Below are 26,296 nucleotides of genomic sequence, written 5' to 3' on the forward strand. Positions count from 1 at the left end.
TTGATTCGCATCTTTCCTAAAGAAGAATCCCCTTCCAACCTTCTATTACAGATGCAATCATCAGCCCGCCCGGACTTCCGGGCGGCTGACTCTCCGATATCGTTTAATCCGGTATATAAAACGTGAAGTCAGGAGGGATATTATGAGCAAGCATACAACATACTGTGTGCGTGAAGCGGTAGAAAATATTGAAGACCTGCAAAATGCGGTCGAGGAAGATTGCCCGGCCGGATGCTATTCCAACCTTTTATCGCCGGGTTTTTCATTAGGCGATACAGTGCCGTTTGTGCTTTTCACTTCTAAATCATCACCGTTTACCGCATTCGGAAATGTCGGCGAGCTGGATAACGGTCCGTGTTTTAACACCGTTTTTTTCAGAGTTGAAAGGGTCTGTGACGGCTGTGCCACATTAAGCCTGCTTATTGCTTTTGACGAGCATAAGCACATTCTTGATTTTACAGATAAAGACTCTCTCTGCGATGTATTCCGTTTAGAAAAAACGAACTATTGCGTTGAAGTCGATCTCCATAGCTTCTGCGCCATCAATTGTCTGAACCCGAGACTGATCAACCGCACACATTCTTAAATCAAAAAGCATAAAAATAAGCTGCCGGATTAAAGAATTCAGGCAGCTTTTTGTATGGTTAAAATCCAAGCGGATGCAGCGAGGTAATATCGTCTATCGCGAGTTCTGCCGGCGCTCCGTTGCTTGTCGTCCGCAGGAAGATCGCATTATTTTTTCTGCCGACGATTACGCCTCTGTAGGTTTTCCCGTTGGCTTCTATCAGACAAAGGGTCCGCGGCATATTATGCGGCAGCTTCGTTAAGAAATCAATTTTTTCAAGAATAGACATTCTGCTCATCGGCTTTTTCACGCGCTTTGGCGGAACCTTTTCCTCTGGGGCGGCATTGTGAACCGCTTCAGGCTCTTTTTCAGCGGTATCAGGCTCTTTTTCAGCGGCGTCAGGCTTGGCAGTGTCCTGCTCCGCTTGCGCCGGAACTTCTTGAACGGCTTCTTCTGCGCGGCTGTGCTGTTCAGGCACTTGCTTTTCTGGTTCGACAGCCGCTGCTCCTTCAGGCTGAGATTTACATTCTTCCTCCCGCTTTTCATGCATCGGCTCTTCTTCCGGCGGCTGAGGCGCTTTCCTTTTTTTGATTAATATGTCCTGCATTGATGATTGCGTGTCTGAATAATCCGCCTGAACAATATACATGAGCGGTTTTTTTTCCGCGTTTCTGTTTTGTTTTGACATCTTCATCCCTCCGATTCTGTCATGTTTTATTTATATGACGGAATGATTAAAATCAGAAGAAAGAAAAAAGCAATCCCTGAAAGGGACTGCTTGTTATTTAACGAGCGGTAATATGGAATCCTGAATCAACGTGAAGATTTTCGCCCGTGATGCCTCTTGACAGGTCACTGAACAAGAATGCAGCCGTGTCGCCCACTTCTTCAGGTGTTGTCGTGCGGCGCAGCGGCGCGCGCTCTTCAATTTCTTTCAGGATAGAGTTGAAATCACTGATTCCTTTTGCAGACAGCGTACGGATCGGTCCTGCTGAAATGCTGTTGACGCGGATGTTTTCTTTTCCTAAGTCAGCGGCTAAATATCTGACGCTCGCATCAAGGGACGCTTTTGCCACACCCATTACGTTATAGTTTGAAACGACGCGCTCTCCGCCGAGGTAAGTGAGTGTAACGATGCTTCCGCCTTCAGTCATAATCGGACGCGCAGCTTTTGCGACCGCTGTCAGAGAGTAAGAACTGATGTTATGCGCAAGCAGGAATCCTTCGCGGTTCGTATTTAAATATTCGCCGACAAGCTCTTCTTTGTTTGCGAACGCGATGCAGTGCGCGATGCCGTGAATCACGCCGACCTGCTCTTTAATGCTCGCAAAGCAAGTTTCGATCTCAGCGTCATTTGTCACATCACACGGAAGGATGATGGAATCATTTCTTTCTAATGTAGCCGCAAGGTCATGAACTGATTTTTCCAAGCGCTCTCCCGCGTAAGTGAAAATGAGGCGCGCTCCGGCTTCATGCAGCGAACGGGCGATTCCCCATGCGATACTGCGTTTATTGGCAACGCCCATCACAACGATGTTGCGGCCTTTAAGTGAGAAATTCATATGTATAAAGCCTCCTGTAATCGTCTTAAAGACATAGTTTTAGTACCTGATCTTAATTTTTATCATATCATAACCTTGTCCAGATTGAAAGCATGGGAAAAAGACCGCGGATGTTGAAGCGGTCTCTTTTTTATCTCGTCTGCAGACTGTTCCTTTTAAAGGCAAAATGATTGGTCGGGCCGTGTCCCTCTCCGATGCCGAGCGTATGTTCCACGGCTTCCCGCACAAAATTGACGGCTGTCTCAAACGCGGTCTGAATGTTTTTCCCCTTTGCCGTTTCCGCCGTCAGCGCGGCTGCGAACGTGCAGCCTGTTCCGTGGGTGTGTTTGGTGTCAATATAAGCGTGGCTGATTTGGGTAAAAGACGAACCGTCAAATAATAAATCAACGATTCTCCCCTGTTCAGGCTGGTGTCCGCCTTTTATGATGACATGCTTTGCACCAAGCTTGCAAAGGCATTCGGCCGCTTTTTTCCGGTCCTCAAACGTTCGGATTTCCATTCCCGTCAATACCTCAGCTTCCGGAACATTCGGCGTCACCGCATAGCTGCGCGGAATTAACAGCTCTTTTAACGCGGCCTGAGATTCCTCACGCAGCAGGGAAGCGCCTCCTTTGGCAATCATGACGGGGTCGGTGATGACATGATCAAGCCCGTACTGATCCGTTTTTTCCGCAATTTCCGCAATCATTTCCGCGCTCCACAGCATTCCCGTTTTTACAGCGTCAGGCCGCAAATCTTCCGCCACCGCGTCAATCTGGCTGCCCAGCGCTTCCCGGGTGAGCGGATAAATGCCGTGAACGCCCAAAGTGTTCTGGGCGGTTACCGCTGTAATGGCTGACATCCCGAAAACGCCGAGCTCCTGAAAGGTTTTGAGATCCGCCTGTATACCGGCACCGCCTCCTGAATCTGATCCGGCAATCGTCAATGCTTTGCATATGCTCATGATGTTTTTCTCTCCTTTCGCATTATCCGATCCATTTATGATAAAAGGATTTCGCTCTGCTGATATCACTTGTGCCGTGTATTAATGCTCTGCCGTCACGAAACAGAACCATCTTGAACTTGTCTGTGCAAAACGAAATTAAATACGGGTTGGCTGAAACATCAAGCCCTGTCCGTCTGAGCTGTCCCGCAAGTTTTTGCAGATCAAACTGTTCGGAGATCCCCGTTCTGATCTGCACCGTGTTCCGCCCGCACAGAACCGCCGCTTTTGTCTGATTTTCATAGGATAAAAACGGATAATCGTTTGTGCCGCAGCTTGGGCAATCAGCCGACTTAAGACGGGCGACGTTTATTTCTGACCGTTCATTTTTCCATAAATCAAAGGAACGGAGAACATGCTCGATAGATCCGCCCGTTAACAGCTTCAGCGCATCTGCTGCCTGAAAAACGGCCGTCTGCAATGCAGCCGGGCTGATGATTCCTGCCGTATCGCATGTCATACCGCCTAGAGGCAATGTCTCAAGCAGACAGTGAAGGCACGGCGTGACACCGGGAATGACGGTAAAAGAGAGCCCGTAGCTGCCGACACAGGCGCCGTACAGAAAGGGAATCCCTTTCTGCACAGCCGCATCATTCACAATCAGCCTCGTTTCAAAGTTGTCGGCGGCATCCACGATGAGGGAGGCGTCACGAATCAATCCGGGTGCGTTTTCCGCAGTGACATCCATGACAAATCCCTCGACTTCTACATCACTATTAATAGATCGAAGCCGTTTTTCAGCCGCCGCGGCTTTCGGCATTTCCTGTCTGACATCGTCTTCGGTATAAAGCTGCTGGCGCTGGAGATTACTCCACTCCACATAATCTCTGTCAGCGATCGTTACCTTCCCGACTCCTGCTCTGACAAGCATCTCCGCACTTGCCGTCCCAAGCGCACCCGCGCCGATAATCACGGCATGAGACGACCGGAGCTTCTCTTGGCCGGAGGGACCGATCGGCTGAAACAGCTCCTGTCTGGAATATCTGTCCGTCATACCGGAAGACCGTCTCGCGGACTGCTTGCAGTTCCGTAATCTTTCACCGGAATTCTCCCGGCTTCATAAGAAAGGCGGCCCGCTTCTACGGCAAGCTTCATCGCCCGGGCCATCTTGACCGGATCATCAGCGCCTGACACAGCGGTATTTAACAGCACGCCGTCAGCCCCGAGCTCCATCGCGTAGGCGGCGTCTTTTGAAGATCCGACGCCGGCATCGACAATAACCGGCACCTTCGCCTGTTCAATGATAAAGGATAGATTCAGCGGATTTAAAATTCCCTGACCGGAACCGATCGGGGAAGCGCCCGGCATAATGGCATGCACTCCGAGCTCCTCAAGACGTCTTGCGAGCACGACATCGTCTGACGTATACGGAAGCACGATAAATCCCTCTTCGAGCAGCTGTTCTGATGCTTTCAGCGTTTCAACCGGATCAGGCAAAAGTGACCGGCTGCATCCGATGACTTCTACTTTTATCATGTCACAAAGCCCTGAAGCTTTGGCAAGCCTTGCGATTCGGACCGCCTCTTCAGCCGTTGCGGCACCGGCCGTATTCGGCAGAAGCGTGTATTTAGACAAATCAAGCTGTTCGAGAAAGTTAGGCTGAGACTCTTCAAAGATGTTCATCCGCCGCACCGCAAAGGTTAAAATATCTGATTCCGAGATAGCCACCGCCTCTTTCTGAATCTCAAAACTCGGATATTTTCCCGTTCCTAACAGCAATCTTGACTGAAACTGTTTTCCGCCTATTGTTAACATCCTCATCCGCCTCCTACAAAATGGACAATTTCTATGACATCGCGGTCACACAAACTTGTATTTTCATAATTCTTTTTTTCAATGATTTCTTTATTTCTCTCCACAACTACGATTCTTTGATCAAGCTGGTACGATTCAAGCAAATCCTGAACCGTCCCCTCATTTCGATTCCAATCAATTTGTTTTCCGTTCAGCTGAAGGATCATATATGAACAGCCTCCTTGCGATCAATTCGAAACGCTTCTTCCCATTCCTGTTTAATCTGTCTTTCCAGGATCATATCCCGCACCATTTCAGCCGTTGCCGGCGCCAACAGGATGCCGTTCCGAAAATGGCCGGCGGCGAAGATGATGCCGCTGTCTTCAGGATGCCGCCCGATAAACGGCTTTCCGTCTCTAGTTCCCGGCCTGAGACCCGCCCAAAACCGGTCTATTTTCATATGTTCGATGGCGGGAAGCATTGTTTTCGCTTTTGCAATGACGGCCTCAATTCCTCCGATGTCAGGCGTATCGCTCCAGTCGCCCTGTTTCATCGTGGCGCCGATGACAAGCCGGCCGCTTTTTCTCGGGACGACATAACAATGATCATGGTAAAGGGTTTTGGTCAGCGGGATATCGTCATTCCACACGGAAAGGCATTCTCCTTTCACAGGAAAAAAAGGCTGTCCCAAGCCGAGCTGGCTGAAAAACCGGCCGCTCCATACACCGCTTGCAACTGCGACTTTGTCAGCATAGACATCCCCGCCGGATGTTGTGATGCAATATTCTCCGTTCACCCGTTTTACGGAGGTGACTTGTGTATGCTCATATATGTCAGCGCCATAGCGCCGCGCTCCTTTTGCATACGCTTTGCAGACATAGTACGGTTCGACATGGACATCGTCTTTTATAAAACTTGCGCCGAGAATGTCTTTTGAAGCGTAAGGCTCTTTTTCAAGGGCATCTTCCGCTGAAAGCCAGGTGACGGAAGGCAGATCATCCATCTTCCGTAGACGGGCGATATCTTCTTCGGTATACGCCAGTTTAAGCATTCCGCCGTTATGGCGCCTGATGTCAATGCCGCAAGCTTCCTCAAGCTCTTGCCCCGCCGCTTCATACAGCCTTTGACTGTGCATGGCAAAATCAAAAAACGCATCCCGATTTTCACATTCCGCATGAGCGCCCAGCATTCCCGCGGCAGCGCTTGTCGTTTTTCGGCCGACTTCTCCGGCTTCAAACAAGACAACGTTCTGCTGCGTCTTCGCCAGCTCATAAGAAATGGCGCACCCGATAATTCCGCCGCCGATCACCGCTGTATCATAGTGCTTCTTCATAATCGGCCTCCCTTACCGCGCGTGCATACCGTTTTGCCGCTTCCTCAGGATTTTCAGCTGAGAAAATACCTGACATGACGGCAATTCCGTCCGGTTTCGCCTGCTTTGTGTGTCCGATCGTCTGCAGTGTCATTCCGCCGATTGCGATGACGGGGATGGAAAGCGTGCGTTTGATCTCTGAAAGCAGGCTGATGCCTCTTGCTTCAAGTCCTTGTTTACATTCGGTTTCAAATACATGGCCGAACACCACATAATCCGCATCTTCCTTTTCAGCTTGGATAGCTTCTTTCAGCGAATGAACCGAACGCCCGATATGAAGATGTGGAAATCTGCTTCGCACCTGCTTTACGGAAAAGCTGCGGGACGGAAGCTGAACACGGTGTATGTTGGCAAAAAGCGCGATATCCGCCCTGTCATTGATGATCAATTTGTCCTTATCCGCACCGCCCTTTTTCAAAAGGGACAAAAGCTGCATGATCTCTCCCGCTGTTTTATCCCGCTCACGGATATGGATAAAGCTTACTTCGCGCTGAATCGAAAGAATATCCTCGGCCAGCTCGGCAACGGGTTTGCGATTATCAGTTACCGCGTGCAGCTCCAAAGGATTCCACCTCTTTTCCGCCCTTCTCGGACCAGCCTTCTTTTTGATAGGCCATTCCCCAAAATTGATATTCATAATAGCTTGAAATCACAAAATTCTCTTTCATTTTCGCGCGGATGTCCTCTGTGCTGTTTTCAGCAATCTCGTCGAAACGGCTGATTTGTTCTTCGACTTGCTGTCTGAACCAGTCTCCGCCGTATGTACCGATCCATTTTTCATAAATCGGATGCTCCGGTTTGCACTCTTTTAAGTGTTCGCCGACTTCATAATAAAGCCAATAACAGGGCAGAAGCGCAGCTAATATTTCTCCAAAATTGCCGCTCATCACCGATCTGTACATATGAGACGTATAAGAATAGGCGGTCGGTGCCGGTTTAAATGCCGCACGCTCTTCTTCCGTAATCCCTAAAAGCTCCGTAAACTCGCGGTGCAGCGCCATTTCCGCTTCATATGTCCCTTGAGCGTGGCCCGCCATCCTGCCCGTCGTAAACAAGTCTTCGGCATATGCGGCGCCGAACGCCTGAACTTTTGCAAAATGCGTCAAATAGTAGGAATCTTGCAGCACGTAATAACTGAAACGGTCTATCGGCAGGCTTCCGTCACCGATTCCCGTTACAAACGGATGAACAAAACTTCCGTCCCACCATTCGGCAGCCGCCTGTCTGCATTCTTCAGAAAATGTCATCATGTCTTCCCCCCTGTTAAAATAAAAAAACCACTTTCCCGCATCGGAAAAGTGGTTTGGAATTTAAATGGATAAAAGGAACCCCAAAAAAATACCGCTCCACTTCCCTACGCAGGTCTGAACCTGTTCAAGTTATGAGGGTCTAAAAGTCTCACTTTTATCTCAGCCCTTATGAAGGACACCCCTAGTGGTCATACGATTAATGATTTATTTGTTATGCCTTCTATATTATCACGAATTGCAATTTGGTCAAGCTTCAAGAATTTTTCTCAGTTCCGACACGTAGTTGCGCGAGCCCGTGACGATGAGGCGGTCTCCTGTTTTCAGCCGCGTGTCTCCGTGCGGAACGATGCTGTCCACACCTCTGAAAATCCGGACGAAAATCACATCGCCCATCAGCGGAAATTCCCGCAGAATGATGCCGTTATACGCCGGGTTTTCCAGATTGATCTGATATAACGAAGACTCCTCATTCGTCAGGAGGCTCATCACGCCCGGCGCCTCAATTAATGCGCGCAAGAGCGTCTTTGTAGACAGAAGGATAGAAAAAATACTGATGCCCTCTTCTTTCAGTTTTGTTTCATGCTCAACCGAGCCGACGCTTGCGATGATACGCTCAGTCCCTTTCTCTTTCGCTATTAAGGCGATTTCGGCGTTCACATCTTCATTTCCAGTCGCCACGACAAGAATATCCGTTTTGAAAATACCGTGCGACTCAAGCGTGCCGGGCTCGTAATCAGAAATCGTGTCAACCGAAAAAACGGATTCCGCAAGCGTTTCCCCGGCATTTTCCTGATACACATGGACGACCCGTACTTCATATTCCTCCTCAGGCAATTCCAGCGTAACCGGAAGTGTCATTTGGTTGGCGCCGATAAATGTAATGCGCTTTTTTTCCTGCGGCGCACTTTGCCGTTTGTATAATTTCTTAAAGCCGATCGGCGTGATGATACTGGCAATAACCGCAACTAAAGTCAGCGCGCCGGACATATTGGCGCTGATAATGTGGAGCCTTTCTCCGATCGTAGCCGCCGCGATAACAAGCGACAGCGTGGACGTCAGCAAAAAGCCCGAAGCAAACACGGTTCTTTTGTCATACCATTTCTTTAAGTAAAACACCGGGAACATTTTGCTGATAAACAGCGCAAGCAGAAGCAGCGGAATCATCGTTACTGTTTTCGGATCTTGGAAAAGCGTCCAAATGTCCAATTTCACCCCGACCATGACGAAAAAGATCGGAATTAAAAACCCGTATCCGAATGAATCCAGCTGTTCCACCATTTCTTTATTCGGAGACAGTAGCGATACCAGAACGCCTGCCAAAAACGCGCCGAGAATATTTTCCGCCCCGAGAGATTCCGATAAAGCGACAAGCACGATAATCAGTGTGAAAATGGCTCTCGTGCCGATCTGCACGGTGCCTTTAGACATCGACTGCACAAATGAGCGGTGTTTAAAGATCCTGCCGAAGAAATACAGCACGACCCCCGCGGCAAAGAGAATCAACAGAAGCCACATATTTCCGCTGTCTTCTCCGTAAAGAGAAGAGAAGAAAGCGAGCAGAATCATCGTAGCCAAGTCCGCAATAACGGCAACAAGCAGGATGATCTGGCCGATATTGGAGTTCATGATCCGTTCTTCCTTTAAAGTCGGGACCACCACGCCGAGTGATATCGTCGAAATAATAAGCGTCATTAAAAATGCGTTTTGTATAAAACCGGCTAATACAAAGGCATAGGACAGCAGCAATGATAAAATAAAGATGCCGAAAAAGATAATCAGTGCGGCAGAAAACGTGTTGGGCGCTTCCTTGCCATTCGGAAGGAATTGTTTTTTCTTCCCTTTCTCAAATGAAGAAAAATCAATTTCCAAGCCGCTTAAAAACATTAAAAAGATAAAGCCGAGAACAGACAGCGTCTCCAGCCACGTGTCTCCCTGAACGACAAGATTCAGGCCGCTTTTTCCGATAATAAGCCCCATGATGATCTCCGCGACGACGACGGGGATGCTGAGCTTAAACCGATGTAAAAGGAGCGGCGTCAAAAAAGCGACGATCAGAACGACGACTAAAGATGCGACTGATGTGTGTTCCATTCGTAAATACCTCCTTAAAACAAGGGTTATAAAAGCCCGCTTTAAGCGGGCGAAACCTTACTTTTTTTTAAAAACATAACGCATATTCTAACAAGGCTGACCGCGAAAAAAAAGTGATAAGGCTTTATTTCTTTAATTCTTTTTTAATTTGTGCAAAAACAGCGTAATTAGGTATAGGAATTAGCCCCATAATAAATAAAAAACCGTTAATAAGGAGGCTGACACGAATGGCTTATGACATCATCAGCGATATACACGGATGTTATGACGAAATGATCGCGTTAATGCAAAAGCTCGGATATGAAGTGAAAGACGGAACGCCCGTTCATTCTGAAGGCAGGACGCTTGTCTTTGCGGGGGATTTAACGGACAGAGGCCCAAAATCCGTAGAAGTGATGCGTTTTGTGGCAAAAGCATATGAAAAAGGAGCCGTCCGTTATGTCCCGGGAAATCATTGCAACAAACTGTATCGTTACTTAAAAGGAAACCCCGTAAAAGTGATGCACGGACTGGAAACGACGGCAGCCGAACTGAAAGAGCTGTCTCCCGCCGACAGAACGGAAGTCTCCAGACAATTCATCCGATTATATGAGTCAGCGCCGCTTTATGACATTTTACATAATGGCGATCTCGTTGTCGCCCACGCCGGCATAAAAGCTGACGATATCGGTAAATACTCGCGTAAGGTAAAAGAATTTGTTCTGTACGGCGATATCACGGGTGAAACGTATCCCGACGGCAGACCCGTCAGAAGAGACTGGGCCGCCGCTTACGAAGGCAAGGCATGGATTGTTTACGGCCATACCCCGGTAAAACGCCCCCGGATCGTCAACCGTACGATCAACATTGATACAGGCTGCGTCTTCGGCAATCAACTGACAGGCTTTCGTTTTCCCGAGCACGAAACCGTCTCTGTGGAAAGCTCAATGCCGTATGATGCTTCACGATTTCGCGAGGATCACGGCAGGCAGGCATGAAAAAAGCCCGAAACCGGCACACGGTTCGGGCTTTACATGTGTTCAATTAATGTTCTCATATCGTCAGGCACCGGAGCGTGAAAAACGAGCTTTTCTCCGGTCATGGGGTGTACGAATGAAAGCCGCTCACTGTGAAGAGCCTGCCGCGCAATTCCCTCATTTTTTCCGCCGTACAGTGTATCGCCGACTAACGGGTGGCCGAGGTAGCTCATGTGCACCCGGATTTGATGCGTCCGCCCCGTTTCCAGCCGCAGGGCTGCAAGCGTAAACGCATGTCCCGCTTTTTCCGTTTGAAAATGCGTCACCGCTCGTTGTCCCTCCGGCGTTACCATCCGCTCAATAATACTGTCGTGTTTTCTTCCGATGGGCGCGTCCACCGTTCCTTCCTTCTGCGGCATGATGCCGTGTACGACAGCGAGATACCGCCTGCTGACAAGCCCCTTCTTCTGCGCTGCTGACAAAAGAGAATGGGAAAGCCGATGTTTGGCGATCAGCATCGCCCCCGATGTATCCCTGTCAAGGCGGGTGACAAGATGAACCGTTGATGGCACGCCGCTTTTCCGGTAGTGGCTGATCACTCCGTTAGCGATGCTTCCCGACGGATGTTCTCTTGATGGAATTGAGGAGACATACGGCTGTTTATTGACCACAAGCACATGGTCATCTTCATAAAGAATATCAAGCGGAACCGGCTCAGGCAAAAGCGTTTCACTCACATGCTCCTTCGGAAATTCAATCTTAAGCACGTCTCCGTCCGCTAACACGGTGCGGACGGTTACATGCTCTCCGTTCACAAGCAGGTCTCCCCCGCCGAATTTAATGTCAGCGAGTAGCCGCTTTGAAATGCCGAGCTGCGCCGTATATTCTTTTACCGTCATGCCGGCTTCCCGAGCAGTCATGTTCTTTTGGATAAAAAAGTTGTCCAATCCGTTTCCTCTTTCTATTCGCCTTTTCCGATAAAGGAGTCCTGCACCCTTTTCCAAAACGGAAAAGGGCGGAATCTTGCAAATCTGACTTTTTCATTTGCCACACGGCATAGAATGGACTTGACATCCTTATGCAGCAAGGTTAAATGATCAATTGTGACTTGAAAGTCGACGTCGTTTCTCGGTTTGATGACACAGTTATGATGATCGGGAAGCAAAAGCGGCGAACCGACAGTCCTGAACACTCTGTTGTTGATGGATGCCATTTCCGCAAGCTGAATCGCCCTGATGGAAGGGTGGATGATTGCGCCGCCTAACGCCTTATTATAAGCCGTGCTTCCGGAAGGCGTGGACAGACATAAACCGTCTCCCCTGAACGTTTCAAACAGCTGGCCTTTAATTTCCACGTCAGCGACGAGACTGCCTTCTATGCTTTTGATCGTACATTCGTTCAAAGCCAGATACCGCTCCTCACGCTCTTCATCATGATAAGTGACAATCACCTCAAGAAGGGGATACTCCACGGTATGATACGGCGTTTTGGCAATGGCCAGAACGAGCTTTTCTATCTCCTGCGGAACCCAATCGGCATAAAAACCCAAATGCCCCGTGTGAACTCCGACAAACGCCGTTTTATCGAGACGGTCGCTGTACCTGTGAAATGCGTAAAGAAGCGTTCCGTCACCGCCGACGGAAATAACGATTTCCGGCTCTTTTTCATCCAAGGTCATATCAAAATCGAGTAAATACGCCTGTATTTTGCTTTTCAGTGTATCTGAAACCTCGTCTCCTTTTGAAGAAACGGCAAATTTCATGCCATTCCCCTCCTTTCCTACTGGCGGTCTCCCGCTTTTTTCTTTCGCGAGAACGCGGCTTGGGCTTCCTGGATTTCTCCGCGGATTTCTGACATTTCTTCATCGAGCCGGGATGCGGCTTCTGAGGCCCGCTGCAGCCTCAGCTTTACTTTTTCGGGAATGTTCCCGCTGTATTTGTAATTCAGTGAATGCTCAATGGTTGCCCAAAAGTTCATGGCAAGCGTCCGAATCTGTATTTCCACAAGAACGTGCTTTTCACCGGACGTTGTTTGTAAAGGATATAAAACGACAAGGTGGTAAGACCGATATCCGCTTTCCTTATGCTCTGCTATGTAATCCCGCTTATCGACAACGGTAAAATCTTTTCTGGCAAACAGCATATTTTTGACGATCTGGATATCATCGACAAATTGGCACATAATACGCAGCCCCGCGATATCCTGCATCGTTTCAATCTGATGAAGCGGTATGCTTTTTCGTCTCGCTTTTTCAAGTATGCTCGCCACCGGCTTCACGCGGCCTGTCACAAACTCAATCGGTGAGTGGTCATCTTCATACTCATAAAGGGTTCTGACGCCTTTCAGCTTCACCTTTAATTCTTCAACAGCCTGGCGGTATGGCGCTAGAAATTGCTCCCATTGTTTGTCATCCATCGTACATCCCCCAATTCCGAACCTGTTCTAAAGAAATACGTTTTTCACTTTTTCTTCCATATCTCCGTAGTTTGCATTATCTTTAATATTTTCAAGAAGATAATCGAGTTCTTCATGCAGCCCTGAAAGTTCAACCGTTTTTCCGCCGGCCTCAAGGACCGCCGGCTTTCTTTGGTCTAAGGCTTCTTTCAGATCCGGCCAGATATGTTCTTTTATAATGACATATTCAAAAGAGTCAGCTGATTCAAGTATGTATACAAAAGCAAAGTGATCGGAATCAACAAGCATTTGACCTGAGGCTTTGCGTTCCGCTCCGCTTAAGTCCTCTCCGCACTTCAAGCGGAGCGCGTCTTCTGTTAATGATGCATTTTGGATTTCAATTCTCTTTTGCATAATGTTCTCCTTTTTTAACAAAGTACAGCATTTATTTTATCATATCAAGGTCGATATTGATAAACGTAACCTCTAAAGAGATAATGGGAATTATACAAATTTTCGTCCTGAAAGGAAGACTGTCATGACCCAAGAAATAGAAATTGAATTCAAAAACCTGCTGACAAAATCAGAATTTCTGAAGCTGAGTGAAGCACTCTGCATGAAAGAACATGATTTTAAACAGCAGGTCAATCATTATTTCGACACGAAAGATTTTTCCCTGAAACAAAAAAAATCAGCACTCCGCATCCGAGAAAAAGACGGCGCGTTCGTTCTGACGTTAAAAGAGCCTGCCGCGGTCGGTCTGCTGGAAACCCATCAAGAGCTTGCGGCACCTGATCTTGACGTCTTCAAGATTCCGGAAGGCCCCGTCAAACGTCAGCTGGAAGGTCTCGGAATCAACTCAGAACACATTTGCTATTTCGGAACGCTGTCGACCGCACGCGCGGAAAAAGAATCAGAAAAAGGCTTAATCATTTTAGATCACAGCCGATATTTAGAGAAAGAAGACTTTGAATTGGAATTCGAAGCTGCTGACTGGGATGAAGGAAAACGGGGGTTTGAACAATTGCTCAAGCAATTCGGCATCCCAGAGCGGATCACGAAAAATAAAATCCAGCGTTTTTATGAACAGAAACAAAAAAAGGTGGAATGACACAGTGAATATAACGAATTGGGCGGCCCTTCTCCAGCTGCAATCAATGGCGCTGCAATCAATCTCTCATACAAGCACGGCTTCAGGCGGACAATCTTCAGAAAGCCCGCTTGCCAATTTCAGCGCGCTGCTCAGCCAGTATACGGACACAGCCGTCCGGCAGCAGCCGGAATCAGGAATTTTAAACGGCGTGCGGACCGCTCACGCTTCTTATTCACCGAGAATTCCCGTTTCATCCGGTTCCGCGGCAGCTTCACAGACCGCTTCCCCAAGCATAAAGTCTGCGAATGCGGCTTCTGACATCAGCACCAGAAACTTTTCAATAGACAGCGCCATTCAGAAAGCGGCCGAAAAATACGGAGTGGACGAAAAGCTGATCCGCGCGGTTATTAAACAGGAATCAGGCTTTAATCCGAAAGCGGTCAGCGGTGCGGGGGCAATGGGACTGATGCAGCTCATGCCTTCCACGGCAGAATCACTCGGGGTGTCAAACCCGCTTGATCCCGTCCAGAACGCTGAGGGCGGCACGAAGTACTTAAAGCAGATGCTCACGAAATACGACGGAAATGTATCTCTCGCGTTAGCCGCCTACAACGCAGGCCCCGGCAACGTAGATCGGTACGGAGGCATTCCGCCGTTTAAGGAAACACAGCAATATGTCAAAAACATAACCAAACAGTATTACGCGTAAACCAGAGAGGCTTCCTTCGCCCTCTGGTTTTTTTGCGGAGTGAAATCTTACACATGAATGAAGGCGATGTGATATGATATGAAATACAAGCGCCTGACAGAAAGGCACTTTGTTTGTAGAAATAAAATGTTATTGCTAAAATATACAGTAACTGAAGATAGTAAAACTGAAAGATAAATTCGCAATGGGAATTATGATTCCTATTAGCCATATAAAGGAGTAGTCAACATGGGACAATCGTTTAACGCACCATATGAAGCGATTGGAGAGGAACTTCTATCGCAACTTGTTGATACTTTTTATGAGCGTGTCTCGTCTCATCCCTTGCTGAAGCCGATATTTCCAAGTGATTTGACTGAAACGGCCAGAAAACAAAAGCAATTTTTAACCCAGTATTTGGGCGGACCTCCTCTTTATACTGAAGAGCACGGACATCCCATGCTCAGGGCAAGGCATCTCCCCTTTCCGATTACGGACGAGAGGGCTGATGCGTGGCTAAGCTGTATGAGCAAAGCGATGGATCAGGTCGGGCTGGAGGGCGATATTCGTGAATTTCTGTACGGGCGTCTGGAACTGACGGCCAGGCATATGGTAAACCAGTCAGAAGCGGAGGATCGATCATATTGACGAATTATCAGCATGAGCAATACTTCGCCCATTGCCACGGACATCCAAAAAAACCGCTCGAAATTTACATGTTTGTCGACCCTTTATGTCCTGAATGCTGGTCGCTGGAGCCCGCCATAAAAAAATTAAAAATCAAATACGGACGTTTTTTTACGCTGCGGATCATTGTTTCCGCGAGCATTACATCGTTGAATAAGCAAAAACGGAAAAAACACCTTCTTGCCGAAGCTTGGGAAAAAATTGCGAACCGTTCCGGTATGCCCTGTGACGGAAGCCTTTGGCTTGAGCAGGATCAGCCTCTTTCATCGCCCTACCTTGCCGCACTCGCTTTAAAAGCGGCTGAACTGCAGGGAAGAAAAGCGGGCATTCTGTTTCTCCGCAGCATGCAGGAAAGCCTGTTTGTTTCCAAGCAGAATATTACAGATGAAGACGTTCTTTTAGAAATTGCCGAAAAGACGAAATTGGATGTTGAAGAATTCAAGCGCGATCTCCATTCGCAAAGCGCGGTAAAAGCGCTTCAGTGCGATATGAAAATCGCGGCGGAAATGGACGTCACCGTCAACCCGACATTGACGTTCTTTAACAGCCTGCATGATGATGAAGGGCTGAAGGTTCCCGGCAACTATTCTTATGACGTATACGAAGAGATCTTATTCGAAATGCTCGGGGATGAACCGAAGCCTTCTGAAACGCCGCCTTTGGAATGTTTCATTGAATATTTCCAGTTTGTCGCATCGAAAGAAATCGCACTCGTTTATGATTTGAGTCTAGAAGAAGTTGAAAAAGAAATGAAAAAACTGGCATTCGCCAAAAAGGTCGCCAGAGTGGAAGCAAAGCACGGTCTGTTTTGGAAATCTCTGGCCGGCACCCAGGAGGATGTCACCTGTTGTGATCATTAAAAAAAGCTGATTCCTTACGGAGCCGGCTTTTTTTGTGCAAATAAAGAAACCGCGCCGGGATAAGCGCGGTTTCATATGTCTTAACGACAACAAAGGGGATGGGAGAAATTTTTCACGGTCAAACAAAGGGGTAATGTTTGTTTGTGATCAATTTCACATCCTTATCATATCAAATCTTGTCGAGTTTTGACAAGCCATAAGATTAATGTTCATATTTTTGTCACAAAACATAACTGACTGCTTGTTTTCATAGAATATATCAATGAAAAACAAGGAGGGAAATCAATGCTCCGCACCGTATTGATCATCGGAATGATTGTGTTTTTCTTCTTTTTAAACCTGCTGGCCATGATGCACATGCTGCCGATTTACATTACATCTCCCCTGCTGTTTCTGTCCATATTGTTTGCCTTGTACCGGCTGAACCATAGAAAAACGTTTAAAGGGTTTTAGGAAAAGCCTGCGCATCTTATGCACAGGCTTTTTTGAATTACGAAGGGTTCACTTTCGAAAGAAGTTCTTCCATTTCATTCAGTTTCTCTTCAAACATTTTGCAGGCCGCCTCGATCGGTTCAGGCGATGTCATATCGACTCCCGCTTTTTTCAGTATGTCGATCGGATATTCCGAGCTTCCCGCTTTTAAGAATTCGGTATAGCGCTCCACCGCAGGCTTGCCTTCTTTTAAGATCTGGCTGCTCAGCGCTTGGGCCGCACTGTAGCCTGTCGCATATTGATACACATAATAATTGTAATAGAAATGCGGAATTCTTGACCATTCCAGACTGATTTCTTTATCAATCACCATGTTGTCACCGAAATACTTTTTATTCAGATCATAATAAAGTTCGTTCAGCAGTTCAGGCGTCAGCGGCTCGCCTTCCTGCGCTTTCGTATGAATCAGATGCTCAAATTCAGCGAACATCGTCTGTCTGAACACTGTGCCTCTGAATCCTTCAAGCATGTGGTTGAGCAGGTACAGACGCTGTTTTTCATCCTTTAAGCTGTTCAGCATATATTCACCGAGCAGCGCTTCATTGGTCGTAGAAGCGACTTCAGCGACAAAAATGCTGTAGTTACCGTACGGATACGGCTGATATTTTCTCGTATAGTAGCTGTGCACGGAATGGCCGAACTCGTGAACGAGCGTAAACAGATTATTGACATTATCATGCCAGTTCATCAAGATGTACGGATTCGTGCCGTATGTACCGGACGAATAAGCACCGCTGCGTTTTCCTTTGTTTTCGTATACATCGACCCAGCGGTTTTCAAGTCCTTCTTTTAAAATAGACGCGTATTCCTCGCCCAGCGGAGCAAGTCCTTTGAGCATATAATCTTTCGCTTCCTCATATGTGACCTTCATTCCCGAATCTTTTACAAGCGGTGTGTACAGGTCATAAATATGGACTTCATCAAGGCCGAGCACCTTTTTCCGCAGGTCAATGTAACGGTGTAATAACGGAAGATGTTTATTGATCGTTTTAATAAGGTTATCGTAAACTTCTTCAGGGATGCTGTTATTGGATAAAGCCGCTTCCCGTGCTGATTTATATTTTTTCACACGGGCGTAAAAATTATCTTTTTTCACAGTGCCGCTGAGTGTAGTCGCCATCGTGTTTTTATACTGTCCGTATGTTTTATATACGGCTTCAAATGCGTTTTTGCGGACTTCACGATTGCTGCTTTCCAGGAAATTAATAAAGTTGCCGTGTGTGATTTGAGTTTCCTTGCCGTTTTCATCTTTAATCGACGGAAACGTAATATCGGCGTTATTTAAAACGCTGAATGTATTGGAAGGCGACGACAGCGCTTCTGAGGCTTCCGCAAGCAGGGCCTCTTCTTGTTCGCTCAGCACGTGCGGACGCTGTTTTGTAATTTCTTCAATTGCATGGGAGTAAAGCTTAAGCTCTTCTTTTTCCAGAATGAACTGGTGCAGCTTGTCCTCCTGAATCGCCAGAATTTCCGGTTCAATGTAAGCAGTCGCGCTGGCAGCCTGGGAATACAGGCTTGCGGCTTTGTCGTTCAGCCCTTGGTAGAAAGAATTTCCCGTATCCTGGTCTGAGCGCATATGCGCGTATGCATAGAGTTTCCCAAGGCGGTTCGTCACTTCATCCTGTGCCGTAAGCGCCGCGTATAAATTATCAGCCGAATGAGCAAGCGTGCCTTTAAAAGAAGATAAATTCGGGATTAATTCTTTAACTGCTTGAAATTCTTTATTCCAGGCCTCATCACTAGGAAAAATATCCTCTAGTCTCCATGTATGCTCTGCCTTTACTGCACTTCTGTCAGGCAGCTGTGCTGCTTTATTTTCCTTAGTCATGGTGATCCCCCTCGTTTTCTTTACTTCAAGCCAATTGAAAAAACGATTGTTTCTCCAAAAACTTGTGTTGTGATTATCTTCCGGCTTTTCACTGCCTTTTGTCAAATCATATGCGGCATATAAGACCGAGCATACCAATAATACAGTGAAAAAACGAAAACAAAATGCTTGTACGCCCCTCACATTCGCCACCACCTTGACGTTAGGGTGAACGAAATGAAGCATTCTCATTCCCCAAAAAAGAGCAGATCCCGCCGGCGCAGCTCTTCTGCCGTTTGAGGGAGCTTCCGTTGAGATGAGGGCATATATACTTCATTCTCAATTTCCCTTAAAAAATCCTGCAAGCATAAGAAATCAGCATATTGTTTTACCGCCATTCCGATAAGGCTATCTTGTGAACCATACCTCATCCGGATCTCCTTATGCCTGATTTTTTGCCGTAAATCATGAACCATGCCGGATAATCGGATCGGCGCGCCTTTTTTAGAAAGTTCCGCAAGCCGCAAGTATAAATGGCCCTGCCACACAAAAACGGGACTTGCAAACACAAAGCCCGCTGAAACGGGAATAAACACTTCAGAGGGGAGAAATGGAAATGCAACCTGATGTCTTTCGTAAAAAAGACGCCGGATAAGACCGGCATCTTCAGATAAAAACCGCCCGCTTTTTTTGCGGAATCCGGCTACGGCACGTCCCCACGAGGGAAGTCTGACGCTGTGCCGCCCTTCCGGATGACAAATGTCTTTCAGGTTTGCTTTGTGAAGAGGGATTGCGGTTAAGCCGGCATAAGAATAGCCGGTGTAAAACGGAGTGATGGAATGCAGCCTGTAAAAGGAGCGGGCGTCGGGGCAGTAAAACAGTAAAGAGGAAAATGAATGGACTTCAAAGAACTGCCAGTGAAAAGCAGAAAGCCGGAAAAATTGCGCGGCCATCCGTTTTAACCGTTTTGCCCCGATGATCCAGACCGGCCGGTACCCGGCATTTTTCAGGCCTGCCGTCCGGCTCTTTAAAGAGTCCGCCGAAAGGTTCGCACATTGAAATTCAAAAGCCACCCTCTCTTCTCCGCTTACTGCCGTCAAGTCAGGCCGCTGTCCAGCGGAAGTCAGATACGGTTCCAGGCTGACACTGCACCCTTGTGTCTTCAGCCAGAGAAAAAGCTGTCTTTTTCCTTCAAGATGGTATTCGCTTTCAGGTTCGGATTCCCCCGGACACAGCCTGCTTTTTTTATGAGCGAAGTGCGGCAGTTTCTCCCGGCCCAGTTTGATATCAAGCTCACTTTTGCAAACAGGGCAGAACCAGCGTTTCTTTCTCAGCTCCGCCGCTTTTTCCTTTGAATAGCTTCCGGCCAGCTGAATGAGCCGTCCGTCGGCAGTCACAGCACTGAACATGTTGCATCTTCTCCTTTCCTGAATCTTGTTGTATTCAGCAGGAAGAAGGCATAATCCTGTTTGCGGATGAGAGCCCGTTATACGGTTTTCAGCCGTTCATCGTGTCATTCAGAACAAAAAAACCGATTTCTGCTGAGAGAAATCGGTTTGTTATGATGCAAAGTGTTTTTTTATTGTATATAACGCATGATCAGCGATCACCAATTTGCCGTATTCTTCAAGACGGTGAATGCTGACTGATGATTCGTGCGCGTACTCCAACAGGATGCTTAGCTGATTTTCAACCTCTTCATCAGTTTGCTCATAAAAATCTGCATATAAATAATATCGGTCTTCAAACGAATACAGGGTCGTTTTGATTCCGTTAAGATTCAATTTTGATAGCGAGATGAGATCCTCAAAATCATCGAACCGCAAAGTGAACTGAAGCTTTTGCTCCTTATCTTCCCGGCTCTCGGCCTGCTCTTCTTTCTGGAAATCATCAAGTAAAGCATCGAGATTTTCATCTGCCGGCTCTTGTTTTTTATCTTCCGGGATCGGCAGTTCGAGTTTTTGTCCGTCCTTGGAAAGCTGGGCTTTTGTTACGATTATTTCCAGTCCTTTGTCCAATGCCTGAACCTGAATCCAAAGAGGACCCTCGACAGCGAATTCTTCTTCATCATGCACTTCATCCATGACTTCCCAGAACAGTTCTTCACTGCGCTCGCGATTGTACCAGATTTCTTCTCTGTCAAAACCGCGATCTTCAATATCACCATAAGACATATAAAATTTTACAGTATGCTCATTAATTCTTTCTATTTCCATTTTGCCAACCTTCCCTTCTTTATAAGATGTTGAAGGGACATCTAAGCTCCCGATGAATAGTACTTTACTACACTTTACCCATTCCGTCCACATCTTAACCTTATAGAGGACAGCGCAAATTCTTTATATTTCTATTTTATGATAAAACAGTTATAAAAGAAATAAAAAAGCATTTTCACACCGAAAAACAGGCTTTCTCCCGGTTCCCATCATAAATAGCACACTGCTTCATATATTAGCTGTACAAGCAATCGATCTATAAGCGAGGTGTTATCATGCCGCACGATTACCTGCTGTCCCTTCTGCTTATTATCGGGATTGACCTTATTCTCGGCGGTGACAATGCCGTCGTCATCGCGATGGCCAGCCGGAATCTGGCTCATAAACAAAGACAGCAAGCGATCATCTTCGGAACGTTTATCGCGGTCGTCTTGAGAATCGTTCTGACGAGCGCTGCGGTCTATTTATTGAATGTTCCTTTTTTACAATGCGCAGGCGGGGTATTTTTATTGTATCTCGGCTATCAGCTTCTGATTGAGAAGAAAGATGCGCAGCATGTGAAAAGCAGTTCTTCTCTTTGGAAAGCCATCCGCACAATCGTTCTGGCTGATATCTTTATGTCGCTTGACAATGTCATCGCAGTAGCCGGCGCTTCTCACGGTGAGCTGACACTTGTAGTGATCGGCCTCTTCATCTCGGTGCCGATTATCATTTGGGGCAGCAAGCTCGTTCATGCCGCCATGGACAAAATGCCTTTATTGATGTACGCCGGGAGCGGTCTTCTCGCATTTACCGGCGGTGAAATGATTGCCGGAGACAGCAAGCTGTCATTTTTCATGGCAGAACACGGCATTATACAAATGATGCTGCCGATTTTGACCGTCGTATTTGTTATCCTCGCCAATATGATTTACCAGCAGACTGAAAAATAAAAAAGCCCAAACCGCGATGGTTTTGGGCTTTTTCCATGCTATCGTAAGCTTATATCAGTTGGCAAGACGCTGTGCTTCTCTTAATTGGAAAGAACGCACTTTTCTTGGCAGGAATCGTCTGATTTCATCTTCGTTATAGCCGACTTGCAGACGTTTTTCATCAATGATGATCGGACGGCGGAGCAGTCCCGGATGCTCATTGATCAAAGTATATAAGTCTTGAAGCGGCATAGATTCAACATTTACGTTCAGTTTCTGGAATACTTTAGAACGGGTAGAGATAATTTCATCCGTACCGTCTTCAGTCATACGCAGAATCTGCTTGATCTCATCAATTGATAACGGCTCGGAGAAAATGTTTCTCTCTACAAACGGAATCTCGTGCTCTTCAAGCCAAGCTCTTGCTTTTCTGCATGACGTACAGCTAGGTGATGTGTATAATGTAACCATTAATCTTCACTCCTCTAATTAGTAGGATGAACATGTTTGTATTCTCAAATTGAAATGACTTTAAAAAAGGAATCTTTATAGGTATTATACTATAAAAAAGTAAGTGTGAACAGTCTCCTGAGAAAAAAATGTGTCAATCCGGCAAATTTACGGCTGGCGGATTTTTCCCCATTCTCAATTAGCTCAGCTGATCGAAAATGTTTTTTCGTTTTTTCTCATCAATGACTTTGAGAACTTCATCCGTTTTTTCGTATGATTCTCCGTACCATTTTTCATCTTTATAAGTGTGAATGTTTTCATATGTCTGTTTCATCGCTTCAAACATTTCTTCTTCTGATTCCGTCTTATGTGACCAGTACAGAATCTCCATTTTGTTCACTTCATTCGTAGCCAATGACCGGCGCCGATACCCGATTGACTGCGCGTGCTTGAAATGCTCTCTTTGATAAAAACGCAAGCGTTTCTGTGTATCCGTGTCATCCTCGTCAACAGGCTCCACCTCAAGCAGAATCGGCTTGTTTTTCTTTTTCAGCCTGCCGATCAGCTTGCTTCCGAGGCCTTGTCCTCTGGATTTCTTTGACACAAACAGGTAATCAATAAAGATGAAAGAGTCAAATTCCGCATACATCAGCACGTGGTACTGCCCCTCTTCTTTATGATAAACATCGCTTTGCTCCTTTAACAGAGCTTCCATATGCGCTTTTGATTTCATTTCTTCAATCGGAAAATATTCACTCAGCTTTTCGTACCAGTTCATTCATTTGCTCCTTATGGGTTCGTTGTCTTCACACTTTTAGATATACCCCATTTCCGATTGTTTAAACAATCTTACATCTATTAAGACGTGTGATCCTTTAACATGGTTTCAATTTTTTTAAAATGGTGTGTAATCGACGTTTTTGGTATAACGGTTTGCCGCGTCCCACAATAAAAATTCGTCGATTCCTTCATCATGCAGCGCTTTAACCTGGTCTTCCACCTGGCGTTTTCCGTACTTTTGATAATTTCCGCTGCCGAGATATGATGCCGTGAAGTCCTGAAGCCACGGACGCGATACAGGCGGGTGTTTCAGCTTAGACAGTTTTTTATTTTCCACCTTCGCGTATTCTTTGACGACATTGTAAGGCTCAAGATCCGGTTTATCAATGCCGAAATAGCTTGTCCAATGGCTCGGATAAATCATGGATGAAATGACATCGACCTGTTCTGAAATCTTGCTGAAATTCTGGCCGATCCCCGGCGCTTCCGGCAGCGTGGCAGAATAGCCGAAAATATCAACCGACACATCCGCGCCGTACGGCTTGAGTTTTTTCTTCGCATAACCGACAAAATCGGTGACGGCATGAACGCGTTTTTGCACATTGCTGTCTGCTGTTTTCCCGTAATCGCCGTGTCCGTATGTCAGTTCGTCATCACGTTTTTCAAATCCTTCAGGAAAACGGACATAATCAAACTGAATTTCTTGAAACCCCATCTTTACGGCTTGTTTTGCAATCTTTACATTGTAATCCCATACTTCTTTCATAAACGGATTAACGAACGATTCGCCGCGGCCGTTTTTCCAGACACTTCCGTTTTTTTCTTTAAAAGACCACTCCGGCTTTTCGTTCGCAAGTTCGCTGTCTTTAAATACGACAATACGCGCGATCGGATAGATCTTTTTTTCCTCCAGCTTTTTCATCATCTTTTTTGGATCTTTGATGTACGGCTTGGCGATTTTGGCATACTCAGAATGGCCGTCCGGCTTAAAGGTGAGGTTTCCGTTGTCGTCCTTGACATCAATCACCATTGTATTGAGCTCCGTTTTGTCCACAAAGTCTGTCAGCTCCCCGAATTTGCTTCCTCCCGCCGAATGCCCTGTGACGTAAATGCCCCGCACCTTATCAGGATGTGTAAACTGCAGCCCTGACGGATAAGCGAACCGTGCATTTGATTTCGGCAGTTCTTTTTCAGCCAGCGCTATTTTTACAAGCGGCTGCTCCTCTTTCACAGCGGCGTGGGCCGGATAAGCGGCTGCACTGATAAACAGTCCCGCACAAATGGCGCACAAAATGGTTTTCATACTGATCTCCCCCTTTTTTTCCATTATAGAAAAACGGGAGCAGGCTTAATAAACTTGAATGTGCGCAAAAAAATCCTCCAAGACTGAGTCTTGGAGGATGATACTTTTATAGATAGGTTTTAAATTCAGCTTCTGTGCACATGACAAAATGTCCCGGTTTCACTTCTCTGAATTCCATTTTTTCTCCTTCTTGGAGCTGATGAACTGCCGGATCGTATTTCTTTCGCATGCGATTTCTTTCATAGTCCGGATCAGGAAGCGGGATAGCGGACAGCAATGATTTCGTATATGGATGAAGTGGGTTTTCGTAAAGCTCATCCGCCGGCGCAAGCTCCACCAATTTTCCGAAATACATGACGCCAATGCGGTCGCTGATGTATTTGACCATTGATAAATCATGGGCGATAAACAGGTAAGTGAGCCCTTTTTCTTTCTGCAATTCTTTCATTAAATTGACGACTTGCGCCTGAATGGAGACGTCAAGCGCCGAAATCGGTTCGTCCGCGATGATAAACTCCGGATCAACCGCCAGCGCTCTGGCGATTCCGATACGCTGGCGCTGTCCGCCCGAAAATTCATGCGGGTAGCGGTTGGCGTGCTCTTTATTTAAACCGACCGTTTCCAGCAGTTCGTGAACCCGCTGCATCCGCTCTTTTTTCGTTTTTGCCAGGCGGTGAATATCTATTCCCTCGGCAATAATGTCGGCGACTGTCATTCTCGGATTTAAAGATGCGTACGGATCCTGGAAAATCATCTGCATTTTCCGGTTAAACTCCAGCAGCTTCTTGCGGGATTTTTTCCCGTGGACATTTTCCCCGTTAAAGAGAACTTCCCCGCCGGTTGCCTCATACAGCCGGATAATGCTGCGGCCCGTCGTTGATTTACCGCAGCCTGATTCTCCGACAAGGCCGAGCGTTTCGCCTTTATAAATATCAAATGACAAATCATCTACGGCTTTTACCGTTCCTTTCTGCGTGAAAAAATGCTGTTTTAAGTGTTTGATTTCGAGAAGTTTCTCAGTCATTTTTTTCACCTTCCTTCATTAAAACAGGATGCTGATACGTATTCGGAAGCTGACGGATTTTAGCCTTCACCGCTTCAGGGGGCTCGACCTTAGGCGCATCAGGATGCAGAAGCCACGATTTCACAAAATGCGTATCAGACACTTTATACATCGGCGGTTCCTGTTCAAAGTCAATTTTCATCGCATATGAGCTGCGGAGCGCAAATGCATCCCCTTTCGGAGGATTCGTCAGATCAGGCGGCGTGCCCGGGATGGCCGTCAGTTTTTCCTGATCGGTGCTGTCCAGGCTGGGCATTGAGGCAAGCAGCCCCCACGTATACGGATGGCGCGGATCATAAAAGATTTCATCCACCGTGCCCGATTCGACGACCTGACCTGCGTACATGACGGCGACCCGGTCGGCGACATTGGCGACAACGCCAAGATCATGCGTGATAAAAATGATAGACGTATCAATTTTCTTTTGCAGATCTTTCATCAGCTCAAGGATCTGTGCCTGAATCGTCACATCAAGCGCTGTTGTCGGTTCATCGGCAATTAACAGTTTCGGATTTGCCGCAAGCGCCATCGCGATGACGACACGCTGTCTCATCCCGCCTGAAAATTCATGGGGGAATTGGCCGATCCGTTTTTCGGGCATCGGAATCCCGACGAGATCAAGCAGCTCTATGGCGCGCTTTTTCGCCGCTTCACTTGAGATTTTTTCATGTTTGAAAAGCACTTCCGTAATTTGTTTGCCGACTCTCATCGTCGGGTTCAGAGAGGTCATCGGGTCTTGGAAAATCATTCCGATGTCCTTTCCTCTGATGGCCTGCATTTCTTTTTCAGACATCGGCACGATATCGCGTCCGTCAAAAAGAATCTGTCCTCTTTTAAAGTAGCCCGGCGGCATCGGGATCAGCTTCATAATCGCTTGGGAGGTCACACTTTTTCCGGAACCCGACTCCCCCACGATCGCAAGCGTCTCTCCTTTATTCAAATGGAAATTCACGCCGCGGATTGCCTGTACCTCTCCGCCGTATGTTTTAAATGAAATGGCTAAGTCTTTTACTTCTAGCAAGCGTGTCACTCATATCACT

30 protein-coding genes and 1 riboswitch are annotated in these 26,296 nt (G+C 46.9%); of the genes, 8 read left to right on the plus strand and 22 right to left on the minus strand.

Annotation, left to right across the window (positions count from 1 at the left end):
* Positions 1-142: 142 nt before the first annotated feature.
* Complete coding sequence (gene cotZ, locus ACNFN4_RS11180) at positions 143-586, plus strand: spore coat protein CotZ (RefSeq protein ID WP_003154997.1); 444 nt, start codon at positions 143-145, stop codon at positions 584-586.
* A gap of 58 nt (positions 587-644) precedes the next feature.
* Here cotZ and ACNFN4_RS11185 read toward each other — a convergent pair whose 3' ends face one another.
* From ACNFN4_RS11185 to ACNFN4_RS11230, 10 genes are all read right to left on the minus strand, one after another.
* A complete protein-coding gene (locus ACNFN4_RS11185; protein ID WP_094295682.1) occupies positions 645-1,253 on the minus strand; it encodes a CotO family spore coat protein in 609 nt (202 codons plus the stop codon).
* A gap of 97 nt (positions 1,254-1,350) precedes the next feature.
* Entirely contained in the window at positions 1,351-2,127 is a 777-nt protein-coding gene (gene fabI / locus ACNFN4_RS11190) for an enoyl-ACP reductase FabI (RefSeq protein WP_053285050.1), read from the minus strand.
* A gap of 130 nt (positions 2,128-2,257) precedes the next feature.
* Positions 2,258-3,070, minus strand: a complete 813-nt coding sequence (gene thiD / locus ACNFN4_RS11195) for a bifunctional hydroxymethylpyrimidine kinase/phosphomethylpyrimidine kinase (RefSeq protein WP_014417432.1) — start codon at positions 3,068-3,070, stop codon at positions 2,258-2,260.
* 22 nt (positions 3,071-3,092) lie between these two features.
* Positions 3,093-4,103, minus strand: coding sequence for a thiazole biosynthesis adenylyltransferase ThiF (thiF, locus tag ACNFN4_RS11200; protein ID WP_205160686.1), 1,011 nt, complete (start codon positions 4,101-4,103; stop codon positions 3,093-3,095).
* On the minus strand, positions 4,100-4,870 hold the full coding sequence (gene thiG, locus ACNFN4_RS11205) for a thiazole synthase (protein WP_099721942.1): 771 nt from the start codon (positions 4,868-4,870) through the stop codon (positions 4,100-4,102). Before thiG ends, thiF begins: the two co-directional genes overlap by 4 nt.
* On the minus strand, positions 4,867-5,070 hold the full coding sequence (gene thiS / locus ACNFN4_RS11210; protein WP_007409096.1) for a sulfur carrier protein ThiS: 204 nt from the start codon (positions 5,068-5,070) through the stop codon (positions 4,867-4,869). The genes thiG and thiS overlap by 4 nt, the downstream gene beginning before the upstream one ends.
* Positions 5,067-6,176 carry a glycine oxidase ThiO gene (thiO, locus tag ACNFN4_RS11215; protein WP_103526993.1) on the minus strand — a complete coding sequence of 370 codons (1,110 nt, stop codon included), beginning with the start codon at positions 6,174-6,176 and terminating at the stop codon, positions 5,067-5,069. Before thiO ends, thiS begins: the two co-directional genes overlap by 4 nt.
* A complete protein-coding gene (tenI, locus tag ACNFN4_RS11220) occupies positions 6,160-6,777 on the minus strand; it encodes a thiazole tautomerase TenI (protein WP_012117296.1) in 618 nt (205 codons plus the stop codon). The genes thiO and tenI overlap by 17 nt, the downstream gene beginning before the upstream one ends.
* Entirely contained in the window at positions 6,755-7,462 is a 708-nt protein-coding gene (gene tenA / locus ACNFN4_RS11225) for a thiaminase II (protein ID WP_015417218.1), read from the minus strand. Before tenA ends, tenI begins: the two co-directional genes overlap by 23 nt.
* A gap of 87 nt (positions 7,463-7,549) precedes the next feature.
* Positions 7,550-7,658, minus strand: a riboswitch (TPP riboswitch).
* Between the two features lie 53 nt (positions 7,659-7,711).
* The gene (locus tag ACNFN4_RS11230) at positions 7,712-9,556 is read right to left on the minus strand and encodes a monovalent cation:proton antiporter family protein (protein WP_029973137.1); all 1,845 of its coding nucleotides are present in this window, start codon (positions 9,554-9,556) and stop codon (positions 7,712-7,714) included.
* 227 nt (positions 9,557-9,783) lie between these two features.
* Between ACNFN4_RS11230 and prpE the strand changes: the two genes are divergently transcribed.
* Positions 9,784-10,533, plus strand: a complete 750-nt coding sequence (gene prpE, locus ACNFN4_RS11235) for a bis(5'-nucleosyl)-tetraphosphatase PrpE (protein ID WP_007409101.1) — start codon at positions 9,784-9,786, stop codon at positions 10,531-10,533.
* A 32-nt stretch (positions 10,534-10,565) separates the two neighbouring features.
* On the opposite strand, the gene ACNFN4_RS11240 is transcribed toward prpE, so the two are convergent.
* The 4 genes from ACNFN4_RS11240 to ACNFN4_RS11255 are packed head-to-tail and all read right to left on the minus strand — an operon-like array spanning position 10,566 to position 13,320.
* On the minus strand, positions 10,566-11,459 hold the full coding sequence (locus ACNFN4_RS11240; RefSeq protein WP_448200178.1) for an RluA family pseudouridine synthase: 894 nt from the start codon (positions 11,457-11,459) through the stop codon (positions 10,566-10,568).
* Positions 11,460-11,473: 14 nt separating this feature from the next.
* The gene (locus ACNFN4_RS11245; RefSeq protein ID WP_003155018.1) at positions 11,474-12,274 is read right to left on the minus strand and encodes an NAD kinase; all 801 of its coding nucleotides are present in this window, start codon (positions 12,272-12,274) and stop codon (positions 11,474-11,476) included.
* Positions 12,275-12,291: 17 nt separating this feature from the next.
* Positions 12,292-12,927, minus strand: coding sequence for a GTP diphosphokinase (yjbM, locus tag ACNFN4_RS11250; RefSeq protein WP_003155019.1), 636 nt, complete (start codon positions 12,925-12,927; stop codon positions 12,292-12,294).
* A gap of 27 nt (positions 12,928-12,954) precedes the next feature.
* Positions 12,955-13,320: a UPF0738 family protein gene (locus ACNFN4_RS11255; RefSeq protein WP_012117290.1), complete on the minus strand. Its 366-nt coding sequence runs from the start codon at positions 13,318-13,320 to the stop codon at positions 12,955-12,957.
* Positions 13,321-13,444: 124 nt separating this feature from the next.
* On the opposite strand from ACNFN4_RS11255, the gene ACNFN4_RS11260 reads away from it, so the two are divergent.
* From ACNFN4_RS11260 to ACNFN4_RS11280, 5 genes are all read left to right on the plus strand, one after another.
* Entirely contained in the window at positions 13,445-14,017 is a 573-nt protein-coding gene (locus ACNFN4_RS11260; protein WP_029973141.1) for a CYTH domain-containing protein, read from the plus strand.
* 4 nt (positions 14,018-14,021) lie between these two features.
* Positions 14,022-14,708 (plus strand): lytic transglycosylase domain-containing protein, encoded by a 687-nt coding sequence (locus ACNFN4_RS11265; protein ID WP_448200179.1) that lies wholly within the window; start codon positions 14,022-14,024, stop codon positions 14,706-14,708.
* A gap of 228 nt (positions 14,709-14,936) precedes the next feature.
* Positions 14,937-15,335 carry a globin domain-containing protein gene (locus tag ACNFN4_RS11270; protein WP_003155023.1) on the plus strand — a complete coding sequence of 133 codons (399 nt, stop codon included), beginning with the start codon at positions 14,937-14,939 and terminating at the stop codon, positions 15,333-15,335.
* Complete coding sequence (spxH, locus tag ACNFN4_RS11275) at positions 15,332-16,234, plus strand: protease adaptor protein SpxH (protein ID WP_100261696.1); 903 nt, start codon at positions 15,332-15,334, stop codon at positions 16,232-16,234. The genes ACNFN4_RS11270 and spxH overlap by 4 nt, the downstream gene beginning before the upstream one ends.
* Positions 16,235-16,519: 285 nt before the next feature.
* Complete coding sequence (locus tag ACNFN4_RS11280; protein ID WP_003155026.1) at positions 16,520-16,687, plus strand: hypothetical protein; 168 nt, start codon at positions 16,520-16,522, stop codon at positions 16,685-16,687.
* A gap of 37 nt (positions 16,688-16,724) precedes the next feature.
* On the opposite strand, the gene pepF is transcribed toward ACNFN4_RS11280, so the two are convergent.
* From pepF to mecA, 3 genes are all read right to left on the minus strand, one after another.
* Entirely contained in the window at positions 16,725-18,554 is a 1,830-nt protein-coding gene (gene pepF, locus ACNFN4_RS11285) for an oligoendopeptidase F (RefSeq protein WP_448200180.1), read from the minus strand.
* A 227-nt stretch (positions 18,555-18,781) separates the two neighbouring features.
* The gene (locus ACNFN4_RS11290) at positions 18,782-19,942 is read right to left on the minus strand and encodes a competence protein CoiA family protein (RefSeq protein ID WP_448200181.1); all 1,161 of its coding nucleotides are present in this window, start codon (positions 19,940-19,942) and stop codon (positions 18,782-18,784) included.
* Between the two features lie 150 nt (positions 19,943-20,092).
* Entirely contained in the window at positions 20,093-20,749 is a 657-nt protein-coding gene (gene mecA / locus ACNFN4_RS11295) for an adaptor protein MecA (RefSeq protein ID WP_003155032.1), read from the minus strand.
* 275 nt (positions 20,750-21,024) lie between these two features.
* On the opposite strand from mecA, the gene ACNFN4_RS11300 reads away from it, so the two are divergent.
* Positions 21,025-21,681, plus strand: coding sequence for a TerC family protein (locus ACNFN4_RS11300; RefSeq protein ID WP_414971336.1), 657 nt, complete (start codon positions 21,025-21,027; stop codon positions 21,679-21,681).
* A 54-nt stretch (positions 21,682-21,735) separates the two neighbouring features.
* Here the strand turns inward: ACNFN4_RS11300 and spx are convergent, their stop codons facing one another.
* The 5 genes from spx to ACNFN4_RS11325 all read right to left on the minus strand — a co-directional run bounded on the left by spx (position 21,736) and on the right by ACNFN4_RS11325 (position 26,286).
* A complete protein-coding gene (gene spx, locus ACNFN4_RS11305; RefSeq protein ID WP_003155034.1) occupies positions 21,736-22,131 on the minus strand; it encodes a transcriptional regulator Spx in 396 nt (131 codons plus the stop codon).
* Positions 22,132-22,309: 178 nt separating this feature from the next.
* Positions 22,310-22,888: a GNAT family N-acetyltransferase gene (locus ACNFN4_RS11310; RefSeq protein ID WP_448200182.1), complete on the minus strand. Its 579-nt coding sequence runs from the start codon at positions 22,886-22,888 to the stop codon at positions 22,310-22,312.
* A gap of 117 nt (positions 22,889-23,005) precedes the next feature.
* Entirely contained in the window at positions 23,006-24,193 is a 1,188-nt protein-coding gene (locus ACNFN4_RS11315; protein ID WP_065180643.1) for a putative glycoside hydrolase, read from the minus strand.
* Between the two features lie 106 nt (positions 24,194-24,299).
* Positions 24,300-25,217 carry an oligopeptide ABC transporter ATP-binding protein OppF gene (gene oppF / locus ACNFN4_RS11320; RefSeq protein WP_017417453.1) on the minus strand — a complete coding sequence of 306 codons (918 nt, stop codon included), beginning with the start codon at positions 25,215-25,217 and terminating at the stop codon, positions 24,300-24,302.
* Positions 25,210-26,286, minus strand: coding sequence for an ABC transporter ATP-binding protein (locus tag ACNFN4_RS11325; protein WP_003155039.1), 1,077 nt, complete (start codon positions 26,284-26,286; stop codon positions 25,210-25,212). Before ACNFN4_RS11325 ends, oppF begins: the two co-directional genes overlap by 8 nt.
* Positions 26,287-26,296: the final 10 nt, after the last annotated feature.

This window comes from Bacillus sp. N1(2025) (assembly GCF_053470005.1).

Coding starts and splice junctions, on each gene's coding strand:
- cotZ (WP_003154997.1), top strand. CDS start 143: ATGAGCAAGCATACAACATACTGTGTGCGTGAAGCGGTAGAAAATATT.
- ACNFN4_RS11185 (WP_094295682.1), bottom strand. CDS start 1,253: ATGTCAAAACAAAACAGAAACGCGGAAAAAAAACCGCTCATGTATATT.
- fabI (WP_053285050.1), bottom strand. CDS start 2,127: ATGAATTTCTCACTTAAAGGCCGCAACATCGTTGTGATGGGCGTTGCC.
- thiD (WP_014417432.1), bottom strand. CDS start 3,070: ATGAGCATATGCAAAGCATTGACGATTGCCGGATCAGATTCAGGAGGC.
- thiF (WP_205160686.1), bottom strand. CDS start 4,103: ATGACGGACAGATATTCCAGACAGGAGCTGTTTCAGCCGATCGGTCCC.
- thiG (WP_099721942.1), bottom strand. CDS start 4,870: ATGAGGATGTTAACAATAGGCGGAAAACAGTTTCAGTCAAGATTGCTG.
- thiS (WP_007409096.1), bottom strand. CDS start 5,070: ATGATCCTTCAGCTGAACGGAAAACAAATTGATTGGAATCGAAATGAG.
- thiO (WP_103526993.1), bottom strand. CDS start 6,176: ATGAAGAAGCACTATGATACAGCGGTGATCGGCGGCGGAATTATCGGG.
- tenA (WP_015417218.1), bottom strand. CDS start 7,462: ATGACATTTTCTGAAGAATGCAGACAGGCGGCTGCCGAATGGTGGGAC.
- ACNFN4_RS11230 (WP_029973137.1), bottom strand. CDS start 9,556: ATGGAACACACATCAGTCGCATCTTTAGTCGTCGTTCTGATCGTCGCT.
- prpE (WP_007409101.1), top strand. CDS start 9,784: ATGGCTTATGACATCATCAGCGATATACACGGATGTTATGACGAAATG.
- ACNFN4_RS11245 (WP_003155018.1), bottom strand. CDS start 12,274: ATGAAATTTGCCGTTTCTTCAAAAGGAGACGAGGTTTCAGATACACTG.
- yjbM (WP_003155019.1), bottom strand. CDS start 12,927: ATGGATGACAAACAATGGGAGCAATTTCTAGCGCCATACCGCCAGGCT.
- ACNFN4_RS11255 (WP_012117290.1), bottom strand. CDS start 13,320: ATGCAAAAGAGAATTGAAATCCAAAATGCATCATTAACAGAAGACGCG.
- ACNFN4_RS11260 (WP_029973141.1), top strand. CDS start 13,445: ATGACCCAAGAAATAGAAATTGAATTCAAAAACCTGCTGACAAAATCA.
- ACNFN4_RS11270 (WP_003155023.1), top strand. CDS start 14,937: ATGGGACAATCGTTTAACGCACCATATGAAGCGATTGGAGAGGAACTT.
- ACNFN4_RS11280 (WP_003155026.1), top strand. CDS start 16,520: ATGCTCCGCACCGTATTGATCATCGGAATGATTGTGTTTTTCTTCTTT.
- pepF (WP_448200180.1), bottom strand. CDS start 18,554: ATGACTAAGGAAAATAAAGCAGCACAGCTGCCTGACAGAAGTGCAGTA.
- ACNFN4_RS11290 (WP_448200181.1), bottom strand. CDS start 19,942: ATGTTCAGTGCTGTGACTGCCGACGGACGGCTCATTCAGCTGGCCGGA.
- mecA (WP_003155032.1), bottom strand. CDS start 20,749: ATGGAAATAGAAAGAATTAATGAGCATACTGTAAAATTTTATATGTCT.
- ACNFN4_RS11300 (WP_414971336.1), top strand. CDS start 21,025: ATGCCGCACGATTACCTGCTGTCCCTTCTGCTTATTATCGGGATTGAC.
- spx (WP_003155034.1), bottom strand. CDS start 22,131: ATGGTTACATTATACACATCACCTAGCTGTACGTCATGCAGAAAAGCA.
- ACNFN4_RS11310 (WP_448200182.1), bottom strand. CDS start 22,888: ATGAACTGGTACGAAAAGCTGAGTGAATATTTTCCGATTGAAGAAATG.
- ACNFN4_RS11315 (WP_065180643.1), bottom strand. CDS start 24,193: ATGAAAACCATTTTGTGCGCCATTTGTGCGGGACTGTTTATCAGTGCA.
- oppF (WP_017417453.1), bottom strand. CDS start 25,217: ATGACTGAGAAACTTCTCGAAATCAAACACTTAAAACAGCATTTTTTC.